Origin of the sequence: Occultella aeris, assembly GCF_902703175.1 — a bacterium.
GTDB lineage: Bacteria > Actinomycetota > Actinomycetes > Actinomycetales > Beutenbergiaceae > Occultella > Occultella aeris.
On record NZ_CACRYJ010000020.1, the window covers coordinates 1 to 16,484 of the forward strand.

At 72.0% G+C, this 16,484-nt stretch carries 11 protein-coding genes; 4 read left to right on the top strand and 7 right to left on the bottom strand.

From position 1 onward, the window contains the following. Positions 1-1,422 (bottom strand): MFS transporter (locus tag HALOF300_RS07585; protein ID WP_156740358.1); only part of this gene is annotated, 1,422 nt, incomplete at its 3' end. 131 nt (positions 1,423-1,553) lie between these two features. Beyond that, on the bottom strand, positions 1,554-1,991 hold the full coding sequence (gene arfB, locus HALOF300_RS07590) for an alternative ribosome rescue aminoacyl-tRNA hydrolase ArfB (RefSeq protein ID WP_156740359.1): 438 nt from the start codon (positions 1,989-1,991) through the stop codon (positions 1,554-1,556). A gap of 59 nt (positions 1,992-2,050) precedes the next feature. Between arfB and HALOF300_RS07595 the strand changes: the two genes are divergently transcribed. Both HALOF300_RS07595 and HALOF300_RS07600 read left to right on the top strand, forming a co-directional pair. Next, the gene (locus HALOF300_RS07595; RefSeq protein WP_156740360.1) at positions 2,051-3,046 is read left to right on the top strand and encodes a diacylglycerol/lipid kinase family protein; all 996 of its coding nucleotides are present in this window, start codon (positions 2,051-2,053) and stop codon (positions 3,044-3,046) included. A 178-nt stretch (positions 3,047-3,224) separates the two neighbouring features. Continuing rightward, a complete protein-coding gene (locus HALOF300_RS07600) occupies positions 3,225-4,157 on the top strand; it encodes an ADP-ribosylglycohydrolase family protein (protein ID WP_197522382.1) in 933 nt (310 codons plus the stop codon). Positions 4,158-4,163: 6 nt separating this feature from the next. Here the strand turns inward: HALOF300_RS07600 and araB are convergent, their stop codons facing one another. From araB to HALOF300_RS07625, 5 genes are all read right to left on the bottom strand, one after another. Continuing rightward, the gene (gene araB, locus HALOF300_RS07605) at positions 4,164-5,819 is read right to left on the bottom strand and encodes a ribulokinase (protein WP_156740362.1); all 1,656 of its coding nucleotides are present in this window, start codon (positions 5,817-5,819) and stop codon (positions 4,164-4,166) included. A gap of 9 nt (positions 5,820-5,828) precedes the next feature. Then, positions 5,829-7,241, bottom strand: a complete 1,413-nt coding sequence (locus HALOF300_RS07610) for a sn-glycerol-1-phosphate dehydrogenase (protein ID WP_231955123.1) — start codon at positions 7,239-7,241, stop codon at positions 5,829-5,831. A gap of 41 nt (positions 7,242-7,282) precedes the next feature. Next, positions 7,283-8,830, bottom strand: coding sequence for an ABC transporter substrate-binding protein (locus HALOF300_RS07615; RefSeq protein WP_156740363.1), 1,548 nt, complete (start codon positions 8,828-8,830; stop codon positions 7,283-7,285). 108 nt (positions 8,831-8,938) lie between these two features. Beyond that, positions 8,939-9,715 carry an endonuclease/exonuclease/phosphatase family protein gene (locus HALOF300_RS07620; protein ID WP_156740364.1) on the bottom strand — a complete coding sequence of 259 codons (777 nt, stop codon included), beginning with the start codon at positions 9,713-9,715 and terminating at the stop codon, positions 8,939-8,941. 7 nt (positions 9,716-9,722) lie between these two features. Beyond that, positions 9,723-10,454, bottom strand: a complete 732-nt coding sequence (locus HALOF300_RS07625) for a histidine phosphatase family protein (RefSeq protein WP_197522383.1) — start codon at positions 10,452-10,454, stop codon at positions 9,723-9,725. A gap of 164 nt (positions 10,455-10,618) precedes the next feature. Between HALOF300_RS07625 and HALOF300_RS07630 the strand changes: the two genes are divergently transcribed. Then, positions 10,619-14,011, top strand: a complete 3,393-nt coding sequence (locus HALOF300_RS07630; protein WP_156740366.1) for a lamin tail domain-containing protein — start codon at positions 10,619-10,621, stop codon at positions 14,009-14,011. Positions 14,012-14,138: 127 nt separating this feature from the next. Next, positions 14,139-16,478: an arylsulfatase gene (locus tag HALOF300_RS07635; protein ID WP_156740367.1), complete on the top strand. Its 2,340-nt coding sequence runs from the start codon at positions 14,139-14,141 to the stop codon at positions 16,476-16,478. Positions 16,479-16,484 lie beyond the last annotated feature (6 nt).

The following is a 16,484-nucleotide window of genomic DNA, read 5'->3' on the forward strand; positions in this document are numbered from 1 at the left end:
GTCCCGCGCAGCCCGCCCGTCCCGTGCCGCCCACCGGGACCGGCCGAGGGTCGCCACGGCCAGGGCGACCGCCACCCCCAGCATCGCGATGCCGGCGACCAGGGCAGCTCCGACGTCCGGTCCACCCGGCGCCACCACCGGGTCGCCATCGCCCGCGCCGTCCGTACTCGGTAGCAGCGCCAGCGCGGTCAGCGCAGCGACCCCGAGCGCGCCGCCCACGTTCTGCGCCGTGGTGAGCAGACTCGAAGCGGTGCCCCGGTCCGTCTCCGCCGCGGCGTCGACCACCGCGATGGACGCGGCCGGGAACGCCAGCCCGAGCGCCACCCCGACGCCGGCCATGACGGGCAGCATGGTCGCCACCCACGGCGGCTGCACACCGGCCACTGCCAGGTACCCCAGGCTCGCGGCGAGCACCGCGACGCCGGCGCCCAGCACCCGCGCCGGACCGAACCGGGACACGAGCCGGGACCCGAGACCAGCGGTCAGGGTGAACGCCACGGGCTGCGGCAGGATCAGCAGGCCGAGCGCGAATGCGTCCAGATCGCCGCCCTGGCCCTGCAGCCCGAGGCTCAGCGCGAGCATCGAGGACAACACCGCGGCGTACACCCCGGCCAGCCCCAGGCAGGCGGCGCGGATCCTGCGCGAGGCGAGCACCGCCGTCGGGTAGTCGCCCACCCCGCCGCGTTGGATCAGCCACGCGAGGACCACCGCGGCGAGGCCGAACTCGATCGCGAGGACCGCGCCGTCCGTACTCCCGATACCGCCCAGCGCGTGCATGACGAGCATGAGGATCGCGGTAAGGGCCACCGCGCCCGGCACGTCCACCCGGCCGCCCGCCGGGGCGTTCGTGGCGAGGCGTGCCGTCACGGCCAGTACCGCGACCACGATCGGCACGAGCAGCACGAAGCTCCACCGCCATCCGACCTGCGCCACCACGAATCCGGGCAGCACCAGGCCGAGCGAGAACCCGGCCGCGCCCATCGCGCCGTAGATCGCCACCGCGCGGTTGCGAGCGGTCCCCTCGCCGAGGCCCGCGGTGATCAGTGCGAGCGCGGCCGGGGCGCTGAGCGCGGCCCCCGCACCCTGGATGAGCCGGCCCGCCACCAGCAGGAACGCCCCCGGGGCGAGCGCGCAGAGGACGCAGCCGACACCGAACAGGACGACCCCGAGCCGGAACACCTCCCGGCGGCTCCAGACGTCCGTGATACGTCCGGCCACCGGGAGGCATCCCGCATATGCCAGCAGGAACGCCCCCACCACGATCGGCACCGCGGCTCCCCTGAGCCCCAGGTCCGTCGCCATGGCGTGGATCTGCACGTTGATGCTCGACGAGCTCATCCCTTCCAACAGCAACGCCAGGCAGATCACCCCGGTGCGGAATGCGCTCAGGGGCGGGGTGGCCACGCTCGTTCCGTCTGACATGCCGACCACCGTGACGGCGCGCGCTTACATGCCGCTTACATCAGGCTGACACGGCGACCCGATCGGGCCCGCCGCTCATGGTGAGAGCGCTGAGGTGGCAGCCACCTCCGCACTGTCGCCACCGGCGTGGATCAACCTCCCTCGGGCGGGCGACGGCGGAGCGCCTTCGTCCGCCCTTGCTGCTTCTTCGCGGTGAGCCGGCGTTCCTTCGAACCGCGGGTCGGCTTCGTGGCGCGGCGGGCCCGCGGCGGCGGGGCGAGGGCGTCCATGAGCAGTGCCGCGAGCCGGGTCCGAGCGGCGTCCCGGTTGCGCAGCTGCGCGCGGTACTCGGACGCGGCGATGGTCAGCACCCCGTCACTGATCCGCGGCGCGAGGCGGGTCAGGATCCGGTCCCGCTGGTGGCCGGTCAGGACCGCCGAGGCGCCGACGTCCCAGCTGAGCTCCACCCGGGAGTCGGCGGTGTTCACGCCCTGCCCGCCGGGACCGGAGGACCGGGAGAACCGCCAGGACAGCTCTGTCTCGGGGATGGTCAGCGTCGGACCGACCCGCACACCTGCCGCGCTCACCATGCACACCAGTGTGCCCGTAATCTTGGCACCTCAGCCCGCCCGACGAGAAGGTGAGCGACATGACCGAGCCGCGTGCCGTCGTCGTGCACAATCCGGTGAAGATGAGCCGCGCCCGGCTGGACCGTGCCCTCGCGCGGGAGGAGTCACGGGCCGGGTGGGCGCCGAGCCGGCTGGTCGCGACCGAGGAGGACGAGAGTGTCGAGTCGCTCCGGGCGCAGATCCTCGCCGAGCCTGCGGATGTGGTGATCGCGGTCGGTGGGGACGGCACGGTGCGCGCCACGGTGGAGGCGCTCGTCGATCAGTCGCTACCGCTCGGGCTGTGGCCGGTCGGCACCACGAACCTCGCCGCCCGGAACCTCGGCCTGAGCATGCTCGACCCCGGCGCGGCCCTGCGAGCGGCGTTCGGCGACCTCGAGCGGGTCGTCGACGTCGGGAGGCTGACGGCGGACCTGGCCGACGGGCGACGGCTGCAGAAGGTGTTCGTGGTGCTCGCCGGGTTCGGCGTGGACGCCCAGATGGTGGTGCACACCTCGACCGCGGCGAAGCGGCAGTTCGGGTGGCTCGCCTACGTGGACGGGGTGCGACGCGGAGTCACCCGCGCGGACCGGTTCGACCTCACCTACAGCCTGGACCGGGCCGAGCCGCGGTCCGTGCGCGCCCACACGTTCGCGATCGGCAACGGCGGGTCGCTCCCGGCCGGACTGACCCTGCTCCCGGACGCGGTGATCGACGACGGCGAGCTCGACGTGCTGCTGCTGCGGCCGGAGGGCGCGCGCGGGTGGCGCGACCTGGCGCGGTGGTTCTTCACCGAGAACGGACTCGTCCAGCGGGTCCGGCGCACGAACGGGCACCGCAGCGACGTCCCCCAGGGGGAGTCGGTGCTGACGGCGCGCACACGCGAGGTGCGCCTGACCGTGCGTCATGGCGAGGACTTCCAGATCGACGGGGAGTACCTCGGCAAGGTGGTCGCGCTGCGGGCGGTCGTGCAGCCGGGTGCACTCCGGGTCAGGGTGCCGACGGTCCACGCCGAGCATTCGCTGGTGCTGCACCCCTGACCGAGCGACGTTGCCCGGGCCGCGAACTTCGCTGCGAGGTCGTCCACGAATCGATTCACGACGCGGCGCGATGGCGCTTACGATGTCGACAGACACCTCACCGACCGGCCGCGAAAACCTCGCTCCCCCGACGCTGCCCCACGGCCAGGTGACCCTGCCGCCTGCCGGAAGGACTGCTGTGACGTCGACGCTACAGGCGCGTGACCTCCTCATGGACCGCGCCCAGGGCGCCCTCACCGGCCTCGCCGTGGGGGACGCGATGGGCCTGCCCGGCGACCGCTGGCCGCACGCGCGGCTGCGGTCCAAGTACGGCTGGATCGACCAGCTGCTACCCGCTCGCACCGGGGACCGGACCCGCCGGGCCGGGCACGTCAGCATCGGGACCCTGGAGGCGATCGCGGTCGCCGAGGCTCTGCGTGACGGCGGTGGCCGGGCCACCGAGGATCGGATCGTCGAGCGGATGGACGCGCTGGGCGACCGGCCCCGGCGGCCGGTGCACGTCGCGCGGTTCGCGCCGTTGGGGATCGTGCACAGCAGCCTCGACCTCGACGCCCTGATCGACGACATCGTGATCAGTGCCGCGCCGCACCACCTCTCGAACGCGGCCGTGGCGGCTGCCGCGCTGGTCGCAGGCGTGGTCACGTCCGCCCTGGATGCCCCGGTCGGGGCCACCGGGGCGGTATTCCTGCCCGCCCACCTGGAGATCGGGTTCCGGGCCGCCGAGATCGGCCTCGGACACGGGTCACCGGTGGCGGCGCCGTCGGTGATCCAGCGGTCGCTGCTGGCGCGGGAGATCGCCATGAACGCCGAGAGCGACGTGAGTTTCCTGCAGCACCTCTACGACGTGATCGGTACCACGCCGGCGGCGACGGAGGTGGTCCCGGCCGCCGTCGGCTTGCTCGTGCGCGGCGAGGGCGTCCCGTTCCAGGTGGCCACGCTCGCCGCGAACCTGGGCGGAGCGTGCACCGCGATCGGTGCCCTGGCGACGGCGATGGCGGGCGCGATCAACGGGCTCTCGGTGCTCCCGCCCGACCCCGTGGCGACCGTCCGCACGGTGAACGGGATCGAGCCGGGCGAGCTCGCGCGGGAGTTGGCGGAGCTGCGCCACTGAGTTCGGTCAGCCCTTCGAAGCGGCGTCGCGCAGATCCTTCAGCTCGTGCATGATCGTCTGCTCGCGGCCGAAGGCGTCGTGCAGCCGGGTGTAGAGCGCGAACAGCGCCCCGTACGCGGTCACCGAAGCCGGGTCCGGGGTGAACACCTCGTCCGCACGTCGTCCCATCACGGCGGCGGCCGCGCGCACGTCCGGGAACACCCCGGCGGCCACGGCGGCGTGGATCCCCGAGCCGAGGGCACCGGCCTGGCTGCTGCCCACGACGGCGAGCGGGCGGCCGAGCACGTCGGCGTAGACCTGCATCAGGAACCTGTTCCGGATCAGCCCACCGGCGGCGACGATCTCGGTGACGGCGATACCGGCGCGCTCGAACGACTCAACGATGGTGCGGGCACCGAACGCGGTGGCCTCGACCAGGGCGCGGTAGGTGTCCTCGGGCCGGGTCGCGAGGGTCTGGCCGAGGATCAGGCCGGACAGGCGCGGGTCGACGAGGATCGACCGGTTCCCGTTGTGCCAGTCGAGCGCGATCAACCCGTGCGCACCGACTGACTGTTCGGCCGCCAGAGCACTGAGCAGGTCGTGCAGGCCGACCCCCTCGGCCCGGGCTCGATCGTGGTACTCCGGCGGGACGCAGGTGTCCACGAACCACGCGAAGATGTCGCCGACCCCGGACTGTCCGGCCTCGTACCCCCACAGGCCGGCCACGATGCCTCCGTCCACGGCGCCGAACATGCCCGGCACCTCGCGGAACTCCTCGGCGGAGACGATGAAACAGGTCGACGTGCCCAGGATCATGGTCAGCTGGCCCGGCTCGACGGCGGCCGCGGCCGGCGCGGTGACGTGGGCGTCGATGTTGCCGACCGCGACGGCGATGCCCGCCGGCAGCCCGGTGAGCTCGGCGCCGCGCGCACTCAGCACCCCGGCCCGCGCCCCGAGCGGCGCCATCGTGGGCGCGGTCAGCTTCGCCAGCGCGTCCGGCCCGCTCGGGAAGCCCGCCTCCTCCAGGTACGCCGCGCTGGGGTGGGCACCGTCCTGGCGCAGGCTCTTGTAACCGGCGGCCGCTGCCGAGCGCACCTGCTCGCCGGTGAGCTGCCACACGATCCAGTCCAGCGCCTCCACGAAGTGCGCCGTCCGCGCGTACACCTCCGGATCCGCCTCGGCGACCTCGAGGAGCTTCGGCACGGCCAGCTCCACGGAGAGGGTGCCGCCGTACCGCGCCAGCCAGGGCTCGCCGCGCCGCCGCGCGGTCTCGACGAGCCGTCGGGTCTGGGCGTGGGCGCCGTGGTGCTTCCAGAGCTTGGCGTACGCGTGTGGCCGCCCGGCCAGTTCCGGGAACTCGCACAACGGGGTGCCGTCGGGGGTGGTCGGGATGACGGTCGCGGAGGTCACGTCGAGCCCCAGCCCCACCACGGATCCGGGCTCGACGCCCGCGTCGGCGAGCGCACGCGGGACGGCGACGGCGAGCACTCGCAGGTAGTCGGCCGGCACCTGGAGCGCGGTGTCCGGCGGGAGCCGAACGCCGTCCAGGTCTGTCTCGAGCACCCCGTGCGGGTAGTCGACGACGTGCGCGCCGAGCTCGGCCCCGTCGGCGGTGCGGATCACGCTGGCCCGCCCGGACAGGGTGCCGAAGTCGATCCCGATCACGTGGGACTGGTCAGCCATCTTGTGTCCTCACTCTCCCGTGGTGGTGCGGTCGCGGCCCCAGTGGCCGTCGGGCTCGAACAGCCGGTCCACCACCGGCCCCAGCCGTCCGGTCTCGGTGAGCAGGTCCAGGACCGTGTACCGGTCGCGGATCATCTGGGCCCGCCGGTAGGTGGCCCGGAACGCGTGAGGGCTGAGCCCGATCTGCGCCGGGTGGGACACGGCGCCGACCTCGTCCAGCAGCCGGGCCAGGTCCGCGGCCGGCAGGAGCTGGGCCCGGCACCGCTCGACGATCACGGGCCACCGGTCCCGCAGCCGGGTCAGCCGCGCCCGGAGCTCCGCGGCCGTGACGTACTTCCTCAGGACCGCCGCCAGGGCCGGGGTGAGCAGGGGCTCGGCGAAGTCGGCCCGGACCCTCTCGGCCATCGCCTCACGGGAGGGCCAGCGGGCCACGCACTCGTCGACGTCGAGCGTGGTGAGGTCCTCCTCGAGCACCCGCTCGTACAACGCCGCGATCGAGACGGCACCGAGGCCCACCTTGAAGCCGTGGGACAGCGGCGGGTCGTCATCGGCACCGAGACCCTCCATCTCCCACAGGTGGGAGAAGTGGTGGCCGGCGCCGGACGCCGGCCGGGAAGACTTGTGGACCTGCATCGCGAGACCGGACATCAGCAGCCCCTCGACCAGCCCGGTGAGCGCAGCCTCGTCCCCGGCCCGGATCCGCGCGGCCGGTGCCAGCGCCTCCCGCAACGGCCCCTGCACGAGCATCCAGACGTCCTCGTCGATCGGCTCGATGCCGAGTTCGTCCGCGAGGATCCAGTCGGCGCCGGCAGGGATCTTCTCGATCAGGTCGCCGTACCCGTACGCGGACATCCGGGCCGGCGCGCCCGCCATCACGGTCAGGTCGGCGAGCACGCCGCGCGGCGCCGGGCCCGCCAGGGTCTGCTTGAACGCGTCCTTGGTGATCGCCGAACCGAACGCCGTGTAGCCGTCCATCGACGCAGCGGTGCCCACGCAGGCGTAGGGCCGGTCGAGTTCGGCGCTGGCCCGCTTGGTCACGTCGTTCAAGGTCCCCGAGCCGACCGCCACGGCGACGGCGTCGAGCGGCTCGAGCGCGACCCGCAGCGTGGTCACCGTGTCGTAGTCGGCGTGCACCACCGGCCGGCCGGCCAGGAGCACCGGGGCGAGCACCTCGACGCCCGCCCCGGTGAGCGCGGCGGTGACCGCCGCGCCGGCCACCGCCCAGGTGTGCTCGTCGGCCACGACCACCGCTGCCCGGCCCGGGAACAGCCCGGCGAACATGGCACCGGTCTGGCTCACGGCACCGGGTCCGAAGCGTAGGTCCCGGGTGTCGGTCGCGTCCCGCATCGCGGCCGCCAGGCGGGCGGCCGCGAGTGCGCTGGTCGCGGCGGTACTTGCAGGCGCGGTGGCGCGCTCGGGCACGATGGTCCAATCCGGCCCTACCGGCGTTCCCGCCCGGGGCCTCACTCGGTGATGACGACGTCGGCGTAGCTGGTCCGCCCGCCCGGGTCGATCGTGACACCTTCGACGCGCTCGGAGTAGGCCGACGTGCTGGTCATGTCCATCGGGAAGATCCCGACGGCGTCGTCCCAGATGATCTGCGCCGCCTGCGCGTACAGGTCGGCCCGGACGTCCTGGTCGAGGCTCGCCTTCGCCTCGTTGAGCAGGGCGTCCAGCTCCGGGTTGCAGTAGCCCATCCGATTCGCCTCGCACAGGTACAGCCGCCCGAGCGTGTAGTCGGCGTCCCCGGTCGCGACGGTGTTGCCCTGGAGGTTCATGTCCCAGTTGAGGTTGTTGAGGTCCTCGAGCCAGACCGCCCGCTCCTTCGCCAGCGGCTCGACGGTGACGCCGATCTCCGCCCACGCCGAGATGAACGCCTGGGCCAGGCTCCGGCTGCCCTCACCGCCGGCGTCGGACCACTGCAGGGAGGTGGAGAACCCGTCCGGGTAGCCCGCCTCGGCGAGCAGCTCCCGGGCCAGCTCCGGGTCGTAGCTGTAGGGCTCGAGCTGCGGGGCCCCGAACACCGGCTGCGGGATCGGCGCCTGGGCCACGGTGGCCTGCGTGCCGAAGAGGTCGGAGACGATCTGCTCGATGTCGACCGCGTGCCACATCGCCTGCCGGACCCGGGGGTCGGTGAAGGGCTCCCGGGAGGAGTTGAACCAGAGCAGTTGGTAGGTGAAGCTCGGCACCTCGTCGTAGACGATCCCGTCCATTCCCTGGAGCTCGGGCACGGAGTCCGCCCCGATCCCGGTCATCAGGTCGATCTCGCCGGTGGACAGCGCCGAGATCCGGGCTGCCTCCTCCGGGATGTTCGTGAACGTCAGCGTGTCGAGCGTGGGCAGGGTCGCGCCCCAGTAGTCGTCGTTGCGGGTGAGGGTGAGCCGCTCGTCCGGAAGGTACTGCGACACCGTGAACTGGCCGCTGCCCACCGGGGCCCGCCAGTAGTCCTCGGAGTCCATCGCCGCGGCCTGGCCGACGAACACCAAGGACATCGTGTTCAGCATCGTGCCAAGGGGCTGGCTCGTGGTGAGGGTGAGGGTGGCCTCGTCGGTCGCCTCGATGGTCTCCACGAGCGCGAACAGGGGTGCCATCGAGCCGCCGATGTCCACGAGCCGCTGGACCGAGGCGCGGGCATCCTCGGCCGTGACCGGGGTGCCGTCGGAGAACGTGGCGTCCGGGTTCATGTGGAAGACCCAGGTGGTCTCGTCCGGGTTCTCCCAGGAACTCGCGAGCAGCGGTGCGAAACCGTCGCCGTCCCGTGCGACCAGCGTCTCCATCACGTGCTGGATCGGACCGATGACGGCGGCCTCCGCGGACCACTGGTGCGGGTCGAGCGCGACCGGGAACGTGCCGGGAGCGACCGTGAGGGTCTGCTCGGCCGCCGGTGCGCCGCCCCCGCTGCCGGCGCCGCCGTCGTCACCACCACCGGCGGAGCAGGCGGCGAGACTCAGACCGGTGGCGACGGCGGCGGCGCCGGCGAGCAGGCGGTGGAACCGCGTGCGGTGGAACATGATGGGCCCCTTTCTGCGGGCTCGATGAGGACTTGATGGGGACTTGGGATGGACTCCGGCGACGGCGACGGCGACGGCGACCGTGCCGTCGTCCGCCGTGGTCCCTCGTCAGGCCACGGCACCTTGCGTGAAGGTCGCGGTGACGGGTTTGTGGTCGCTCGGGGCGACGCCGTCGAGGAAGTAGTCGACGACCTCGGCGGTGCGGGGCCGCAGGGCTCCGTTGAAGAACAGCCAGTCGAGCGCCTTCTCGACGACCTGGACGCCCTCCCAGCGCATCGGCTTGTCCAGGCGTGGGGTGACCGGGTGCGTGATCGGGCAGGTCCGGCCAAGCGTGCCGAACGGCTCCCGGAAGCCGTCGTCGTAGAACGCCCACAGCGGTCGGGCGTAGTCGTTGATGTCGATGCACAGGATCACCGGGTCGCCACCCGCGAGCCGGTTCAGCTCCCGCGCCGCGGACCGGGCCTGCTCGGTGCGCGGGCTGCGCTCGGTGCGCACCTCCTCGGCGTTGCCCGGGAAGGTCAGGTGCGCCGACGCGAGGACCAGTGGCGCCAGGTCGGGCGCCTCGACGTGACGCAACCGCACCCAGGACAGGCCGCGGTCGGGGGTGGGCATCCCGATGTCGGCGAGGCCGTGCTCGACCTCCGCGAACAGCTCGCGGTCCCACCACAGGTTCGCGTGCTCGCGCCAACCCGGCGCGTCGTCGACCACCCGCGCGTGCCCCGGCAGTGCGGCGTCGATGAGGTCGACGGCGCCCGGGCTCAGTTCCTGCACGCCGAGCAGGTCCGGGGCCCGGCCGGCCAGGAGCCCGGTCAGGGCGGGGGTGCGGCGGGGCAGGTCCCAGTCGCCCCACAGGTTGTAGCTCATTGCGGTGAACGTGTGTCGCATGGATGCCTCAGTCCGTGGGTGCGGCGCCGGCGCCGGCGCCGAGGTGGTGGGCGGAGTTGGCGCTGACGAGCCTGCTCGCGAGCACCGAGCCGTCGGTGCCGACCCAGTACTCGAGCTCGGTGACCGAGCAGTTCCCGGCGCCACGGACGGCCCGGTAACCGGACGGCGGCAGTCCGACGGCGGCGACCGTCGCCATCCGGATCGGGCCGCCGTGGCTGAAGGCGACGACGAGCCGCTCCCCCGCCGGGTGTTCCTGCGCCGTCTCGGCGGCAAGGTCCGCGATCGCCGACTGCACGCGCGCGGACAGCTCGGCCATCCGCTCGCCGCCACCCCTCGGCAGGTCCTGCCCGCCGCGGATCCTCTCGATCGCGTCGGCCTCGGCGCTCGCCACGTCGGCGATGAGCCGGCCGCTCCAGGTGCCGTTGTCCACCTCCCGCAACCGCGGGTCCGGGCGCAGCGCGATGGCGCCGGGGAGCCGGTCCGCGTACGGCGCGGCGGTCTGGAGCACCCGCGGCAGGTCGCTGGCGAGCACGGCGTCCGGCACCCGGTAGGCCCGCGTCAGGAAGTCGGCGGTGGTCGCGGCCTGGTCGCGGCCCCGGTCGGTCAGTCCGCCGCCGAGGTGACCCTGGATCCGGCCCTCGCCGTTCCAGCCCGACTCGCCATGCCGGACCAGCACCACGCGCAGCCGGAGCGAATCCTGCTCCAGGAGTGGTTCGTCGATCGCCCAGCCCGTGACCACGCGTGTCCCTTCCCGTGGGGCCCGGTCGGGCCTCCCTAAACGTTCACGGTCCGGCACCCCCGGGTCCGGGTGCAAGGACGTTTCGCGGGCTGCAACACCGTTGCCCCACTCCGGCGGACCGAGGCAGCGTCGCTTCCGCGATCGTCGCCGAGAAGGGGCCCATCATGCGTTCACCGATCCGTCCGATCCGCCGCGCCGCGCTGGCCGCGGCCCTGACCATGACATTGGCGGTGCCACTCGGGGCGGCCGCCGATCCCGCCGGGTTCACCCCCGGCCCCGGCTCCGGCGAACCGAGCGGTGTCCTGATCGAGGAGTTCTCCCTCGGCGGGCCGGCCGGCCCGAAGGACAGCGTCCTCGAGCTCGCGAACCACAGCGCGGATCCGGTTCCGGTCGGAGGCTGGCGGATCTATCCGTGCGGGGCCTCGGGGAGCCGGGGCAGCCTGTGGGCGACGCTGCCGGACGTGACGCTCGCCCCGGGCGAGGTGTTCCTGCTCGCCAGCGCCGGCTCCCCGCGCGCCGCCGATGCCACCTTCGTCAGCGGCGGCGCCCAGGTCGCGACCGGCGCCTGGGTGGAGAGCGCCGGGTCCGTGGTGCAGGACCGGCTGTCCATCTCCCCCGCATCCCGCGACTCCGCGTGCGGCCCCGGGCTGCCCGCGACCCTCGACGCGGCCGCGGACGAGACCTACCAGCGGGTGCGCGCCACCGGCGACCCGACGGCCGACTTCATCGCCGCTACCGCCACGCCCGGGGCGCCGAACGCCGTCGAACCGGCGCCCGGACCGGTCGACTCCCCCGTGCTCATGACCGAACTGGCCAACGGTGGGCCAGCCGGGCCGGCCGGTGAGCTCGTCGAGCTCGGGAACGTCTCCGACACACCCGTGGATCTCACCGGGTGGGTCCTGTCCTTCTGCGCGGCGGACGGTTCGACCACCGTCCCCGTGCCGGTGGCGCTGCCCGCCGGCACCGTCCTGGCCGCGGGAGCCACATTCGTGCTCGCCCCGATCGGCGGCGACCTGCCCTATGCCGAGCCCCGGCTCGCGGCCGCGGGCGGCGGGGTGATCCTGCGGGACGACGCCGGTGCCGTCCGGGACGGCGTCGGCATCTACGAGCAGGACGCCGAGTCCGCCCCCGCGGTGGACAGCGCCTGCGTGCGCGGCACCGCCCTGCCGAACCGCCTCGACCTCGCCTCCGGGCAGTCCTACCAGCGCGTGGCATCCACCGGCGACAACGCGGCCGACTTCGCCGTCGGCGACGCCGCACCGGGCACCCTCGAGGCAGCACCCCTGACCAGCGGGCTGCGCTTCGAACCCGGCCTCGGGGTGCGGGTCACCGAGGTGGCGCACACCCTCGACGCGGACTCGGACCCGTCGAGCTTCGTCGAACTGACGAACACGACGACGGCGGCCGTATCGATCGAGGGCTGGTCCGTCCAGCGCTGTGGGGTGGACGGGCGCCTGGAGGGCGACCCATGGGTGGCGCCGCTGGCCGGCACCCTCGAGCCGGGCGCAGCCATCGTCCTGGCGCAGGCCGGCAGCCCGTGGGCGGGCGACGCCGCGGCGGTCTTCGAGGCTCCACTCACCGCCGCGGGTTACGGCTTGCTGGTGCGCGCCGCCGACGGCGCCGTGGTGGACCGGTTCGGCATGCTCCGGGACCGGTACAGCCCGTGCATCGACGGCGTCACCCTGGACGAGATCATCGCCTACTCCCTCGACCTGAGCTACCAACGGTTCGCCGACACCGGCGACAACCGCCGTGACTTCGTGCACGCCGAGCGCACCCCGGGGGTGTGGGCCAGGGACCTACGGGCGGCGACCGACATCGACCCCTCCCGGCTCGAGCCCGTCACCGTGGCGCCGGACCCGCGGCCGCTCGCGGCCACCGACCTGACCGCCACCGAGGCGACCACCACGGCGGACCTGAGCGCCGCCGTCGGGCATACGAGCGAGGCGGAGGTGACGGCGACGTTCACCGGCGGGGCCCAGGTCCAGGTGAACAGCGCAGCGAGCCGGGTGTTCTCCGGCACCAGCCCGCAGGCGCCGCCGACCGACCGGGTGGGCACCGGCGAGACGCGGCACCGGCTGGCCGACCTCGGCGACCAGATCACCGTCACCGGTGCCGACGGCTACCCCTATCAGCGGTTCGAGCTGGTGCTGCCCGGCCGCGCCGACGAGGTGGCGGACGTGGCGTGGACGGGCTCGAGCCTCAGCGGCCACGAGCTGCAGATGTACGCCTGGAACTTCACCACGTCGGCGTGGGACCCGCTCATCGTGGGTTCGGGTCGTGACGGCGGCACCTTCACCATGGTCGGCCGGATCGAGGAGGCCGTGCACCGGCTCGGCACACGCGTCGAGATCCTCGTCCAGGACGGCCCGGCGACCACGCCCGCGTTCGATGTCGGGGCCGACGAGACGTTCGAGGACCCGGGTGACTACGACTTCTCGATCGGGTACGTCCCGGACCCCCAGGAGCTCACCTACGGATACCGGTGGGGCTACGCGAACGAGATCGCCTGGCTCGTCGCCAACGCCGACGCGCGCAAGATGGCGTACGTGTCGACGATCGGCGACGTGACCGAGTGGTGGATGTGGGGCACCCACCTGGAGAACCAGGCGCGGGAGCAGTTCGAGACCGCCCAGGCGTTCGGCGACTACCTCACCGACGCCGGCATCCCGAACGGGACGGTGCCGGGCAACCACGACAACAAGTGGGGCCGGGACAACGCCCTCTACAACGAGTATTTCGGGCCTGCGCAGATCGGCGACACACCCTGGTTCGGCGGCGCCATCGGGGCCGACGACGCGTCCAGCCACTACGACCTCTTCGAGGTCCAGGGCGCGCAGTTCCTCGCGCTGAACATCGGCTACCCGGGCTGGTTCAACCACGACGCCACGCTCGCCTGGGCGGCGCAGGTGATCGAGGACCACCCGGACCACAACGTGCTCATCTTCACCCACGACTACCTGCAGCGGGACGGCGAACCGGGCGATGCCACGGACCGGTGGAACGCCGTCGGGTACCGGATCTGGGAGGACCTGGTGGTCCCCTACGGCAACGTCGCCTTCGTGATGGGCGGGCACGTCAACGGACAGGCCTACACGGTGGCCCGGGACGTCGGCGGTGTGCCCGGCCGGATCGTGCCGCAGATGCTCTCGAACTACCAGGGCTACGAGATCGTCGACGGCGAGAAGCGGGCCGACTTCCTGCGCCTGCTGCAGGTCGACATCGACTCCGGGACGATCTCGGTGAACACCTACTCGCCGTCCCTGGACGAGCACAACTCGTGGCGGTATGCGTCCTCGCCGACGTGGACCCCGGAACACGACGAGTTCCTCGCCCCGATCACCATCACCGGGATGGACCGGCAGGTGACGTCCACCGGGCTGGCCCTGGCCCGAGACACCTCGGTCATCGGGACGGCGACCGGGGCCGACGGCGTCGCGGCCACCTGGTCCGGCCTCACCCCGGGCGCGGCGTACGTGTGGTGGGTGGCGAGCACGGACGCCGCCGGGGCCGAGACGGTCCTGTCCGAGCCGGCCGTACTGCGCACGCGGGACTGAGCAGGGCGGATGGTCGTGCGGCGAGCCTGGTTGATCGAGACCCAATGCTCATCCATTCCGGATGAGCAACGGACCGGATTGGGCAGCGATGCTGTTGACGACAGGGTCGGCGGCGGAGGGATGGGTGATGACCAGGCAGTTTCAGGGCAAGATCGAGGTCAACGTGCGCGACTCGGTCGCAGACTGGGACGCGTTCATCCCGGACAAGGCACCAGAGGGCGCGCCGAACGTCCTGGTCGTCCTCTACGACGACACCGGCCAGGCTGCGTGGTCGCCGTACGGCGGTCGGATAAGGATGCCGACGATGGACCGGCTCGCGGCCGGAGGGCTGACGTACTCCCAGTGGCATACGACCGCGCTGTGCTCGCCGACCCGGTCGACGTTCCTCACCGGCCGCAACCACCACCTGAACGGGTTCGCGTCGATCTCGGAGTCCTCGACGGGCTTCCCTGGCTACAGCTCTCACATCCCGACGTCGAACGCGACGATGGCCACCGTGCTGCGCGAGGCCGGCTGGAGCACTTTCTGGGTGGGCAAGAACCACAACATCCCGATCGACGAGTGGACCGCCGGCGCGTCGAAGAAGCGCTGGCCGCTGGGCCAGGGATACGACCGGTTCTACGGGTTCATCGGTGGCGAGACCAACAACTGGTACCCGTCGCTGGCCGAGGACAACAAGTACATCTCTCAGCCGTACCTGCCCGAGGAGGGCTACCACCTATCCAAGGACCTGGCCGACCAGGCGCTGCGGATGATCCGCGACTCGAAGCAGACTGAGCCCGAGAAGCCGTGGTACCTGTGGTTCTGCCCGGGCGCCAACCACGCGCCGCACCACGCCCCCGAGGAGTACATCGCCAAGTACGAGGGCATGTTCGACGACGGCTACGAGGCCTACCGTGAATGGGTGCTGCCGAGGATGATCGAGCGCGGCATCCTGCCCGAGGGCACCGAACTCACGCCGCTGAACCCGATGGCCGACGGCACCTTCGCGGACGGTGACTACGTCCGGCCTTGGGCGGAGCTGACTGCCGAGGAACGAAGGCTCTTCAGCCGGATGGCCGAGGTCTACGCCGGGTTCTCGGAGTACACCGACGCTCAGGTCGGTCGGATCGTGGACTACCTCGAGGAGTCGGGGCAGCTGGACAACACGATCATCTTCTACTGCGCGGACAACGGAGCGTCCGGTGAGGGCAGCCCCAACGGTTCCACCAACGAGGGCAAGTTCATCAACGGCTACCCGGACACCATCGAGGACAACCTGGCCGCGATGGACGCGCTCGGTTCTCCGGACACCTACAACCACTACCCGACCGGCTGGGCGGCGGCGTTCTCCACGCCGTACCGGATGTTCAAGCGCTACACCTACCAGGGCGGGGTCTGCGACCCCCTGGTGGTGCATTGGCCGAAGGGCATCCAGGCCAGGGGTGAGGTCCGCGGGCAGTACCACCACTGCACCGACATCGTGCCCACGATCTACGAAGCCTGCGGCGTGACCATGCCGGACGTCGTCGATGGAGTCGAGCAGACCCCCCTGTCCGGAGTCTCGATGCTCTACTCCTTCAACGAGCCGGACGAGCCGACCACCAAGAAGACCCAGTACTACGAGATGTTCGGCCAACGAGGCATCTGGCACGACGGCTGGAAGGCCGTCACCGAACACGGTCCGATCAGCGGGATCAGCAACTTCGACGAGGACCGCTGGCAGCTCTTCCACACCGACGTCGACCGTGCCGAGGAACACGACGTCGCTGCCGAACACCCAGAGAAGCTCGACGAACTCGTCGCGCTTTGGTTCGAGGAGGCACGCGCCAACAACGTGCTGCCGCTCAACGACATGCAGGTCGCGGGCAAGGACCTCCAGGCGTTCCTGGCCATGGAGTTCAACATCCCTGTCCCGCCGAGCGGCCAGTACACCTACTACCCCGGCACCAGCGAGGTGCCCGAGCGGTCCGCCGCGAACGTGCATGCCGTGTCCTACAAGGCGTTCGCCCAGGTCGAGTTCACCCCAGAGACGAGCGGCGTGATCTTCGCTCACGGCTCACGGTTCGGCGGGCATTCGCTTTTTGTGAAGGACGGGCAACTGGTCTATGCCTACAACTTCCTCGGGATCCCTCCAGAGGTCCAGGTCGTCGGTCCGGCACCCAGGTCGGGCCACCACATCGTCGGCGTCGACTTCTCCAAGCAGTCGATGGACGAGCACCGCGTCTCGCATGGGACGTTGAAACTGTACGTCGACGACGAGGTCATCGGCCAGGATGACGACTTCCGCACGATGACCGGTCACTTCTCGCTGTGTGGGGAGGGACTGTGCATCGGCTACGACAGCGGGGACGCGGCGTCGAAGGAGTACGCCGGTAGCCGCTTCGAGTTCACCGGTGGCGTGCTGACCAAGGTGGTCTTCGACGTGGCCGATGACGCCTACGTCGACGTCGAGCGCCATCTGGCCGCCGCGATGGCTCGCGACTGAGAAGCG